3 protein-coding genes and 1 pseudogene are annotated in these 2,047 nt (G+C 33.3%); all 4 read left to right on the top strand.

Annotation, left to right across the window (positions count from 1 at the left end; translation table 11 throughout):
- Nucleotides 1-342 (top strand): annotated as a pseudogene (locus NK213_RS19820) (hypothetical protein); the annotation flags it as partial.
- Nucleotides 342-710, top strand: coding sequence for a hypothetical protein (locus tag NK213_RS19815; RefSeq protein ID WP_253352541.1), 369 nt, complete (start codon nt 342-344; stop codon nt 708-710). The pseudogene NK213_RS19820 and the gene NK213_RS19815, both read left to right, overlap by 1 nt.
- Nucleotides 710-1,720 carry a major capsid protein gene (locus tag NK213_RS19810; RefSeq protein WP_253352539.1) on the top strand — a complete coding sequence of 337 codons (1,011 nt, stop codon included), beginning with the start codon at nt 710-712 and terminating at the stop codon, nt 1,718-1,720. Before NK213_RS19815 ends, NK213_RS19810 begins: the two co-directional genes overlap by 1 nt.
- A gap of 11 nt (nt 1,721-1,731) precedes the next feature.
- Nucleotides 1,732-2,047, top strand: a 316-nt coding sequence (locus NK213_RS19805; protein ID WP_253352537.1) for a hypothetical protein, incomplete at its 3' end; no start/stop codon positions are given.

Raw genomic sequence — 2,047 nt, 5'->3', positions numbered from 1 at the left:
GAAATCACGGCAAGAATAACAAAAGAAGCAGAGGATAAAGCTAAAGTACAGGAATTCATGAAAGAACATGATAAAAAGATAGTTCCTGCTTTCAAACCGTTCTTTGAAAAGATAGTGGAAGAGAGCCTTAAAAGTGAAGTGAACTGGGAATTTAACAAAAAAGATACATCACTTTATGACGGATTACAGGAATTTATGAAAAAGATTCCGGAATTTTCAGGATTTACAAATTATTCAGGAGATATAAATATTGATGGAGACGGTTCAGATAATAGTATGGGTGTAAACGGGTATAACGAGGGAAGATCATTTGTAGAAAAAATACAGGGAGGTAAAAACTAATGAGACAGGAAAAAAAGAAATATAAAGAAGCCACACTGATCATAGCACCAAAAAGATTTGACTTTTATGAGTTAAAGGAAGACATTGAGGATGGTGGACTTGTAGCTGTAGACTATGCAGACGGGAAAATTGTTAATTATGTTAGTGGTACTACAAGTGAGTGTATAGGTGTACTGGAAGCAGGTTTAGGAAAAGGAAAAAAACTAGATGCCGGAGAAAGAGGAAAAGTAATAAGAGCAGGTGAAATAAATATAAAATGGATGGCAGCTTATGAAACATTAGATATAGAGACAGTAGAACAACTGAAAATAAAAGATTTGTATTTTAAAGAGTTTTCAAAAACAGAGACTAGAAGGGAGATAGACTAATGCCAATATTAGACGAGAACAATAAATTTTTAAGAGAGATAAGAAAAAGACAAGGAGTAATGGATGCGGTAACAGTGGATGTAACAACACCATTTTTAGATTTATTCAAAGGAGAAGAAATAACTTCAGCAGCAAGGGAAATAGAATATACGGAATTAATAGAAACAGAAGAAGTAGCACCATTATCACCGGAAGACGATTATCTGGGGGAACATACTAAAAAAGATGAGGATTATACAGATAATATAATTGTACCTGGAGTATTTAAGGCAGAATACACATTAACAGCAGATGATGCCTTAAGGGTAAAACAGGGAGCATCCATGTATGTAAATAATGCTCTTGTAAAAGCCGAAGACGGTGTAATGTATAAAGCAGCAAGAAGAAATAAGATAAAGATACTGAAAGGGCAGAACTTAGTATGTGCCAAAGTGTTGGATATAGGAGAATATTCAGCTACAAATAATCCAAATAAAACAATAAAATTTGACCTTAGAAGTCTGATAACAAAGACAATTAATACATCAAATCCATTTGTAAATTACTTTGTAGAACAGCATCAGAAATACTGTAATGAAAATGGATTTGCTCCAAATAAAGTACTGATAGGTTCAAAAATAGTGGACCACTTACTAAAAGATGAAAAATTTATGAGACAGGCAGAAGCTCTGCAATTAGGAGAAATAAATAAGAGTAATGTAAATATAGTAATAGCAAGAATATTCAATGTTCTGCTGGAACAGGCAAACACAACATATGATCCATTTGATGATATTGTAATAGCCAATGATAACAGAATGACACTTCTAAATACAACAAAACTACATAGGGGTTACGCAGGAATAAAGCAGATGATAGGAGATATGCCGGGTTATGTTGATGGTAGATATGTATTAGAAACAAAAATAGACAAAGATAATAAAGTCAGAAAAGAGATAGCATATTCAAGATTTACTCCTATTATTGTAGCGAAAAGGTCAGTAAGAAGAATAGATATAACTTTTGCATAGGAGGACAGCTAATGGGAGCAGATTACGAGCTCCCTCAGGCTCTAAAATTAAGACTAAATAAACTGGGATATACAGATGAGAAGATAACAGAGAAAATATCAGATTATTCAGAGGAAGCAAGGGTATATATAGGATTAGAGCTTGAAGGGTTTGAATTAAAAGAAGAGGAGACAGTACTGCTAAGAAACAATTATGTACAATATAAACTGTTTGCAGATGTGGAAATGGAATCTCTGGTTGAAGATAAGAGAGTATTCATAAGGGAACTGATAGCGAACATAAAGAAAAATAAATTAAGGCTTCAAAATGAAGAAAGAGAGAAAGCCA

The organism is Sebaldella sp. S0638 (assembly GCF_024158605.1).
Taxonomy (GTDB): Bacteria; Fusobacteriota; Fusobacteriia; order Fusobacteriales; family Leptotrichiaceae; genus Sebaldella.
Note: the sequence above shows the minus strand (reverse complement) of the source record. Positions and strands in the feature narration are given on the sequence as shown.

Excerpts from the sequence above, each read along its gene's own strand:
- NK213_RS19815 (WP_253352541.1), top strand. The coding sequence starts at position 342 with ATGAGACAGGAAAAAAAGAAATATAAAGAAGCCACACTGATCATAGCA.
- NK213_RS19810 (WP_253352539.1), top strand. The coding sequence starts at position 710 with ATGCCAATATTAGACGAGAACAATAAATTTTTAAGAGAGATAAGAAAA.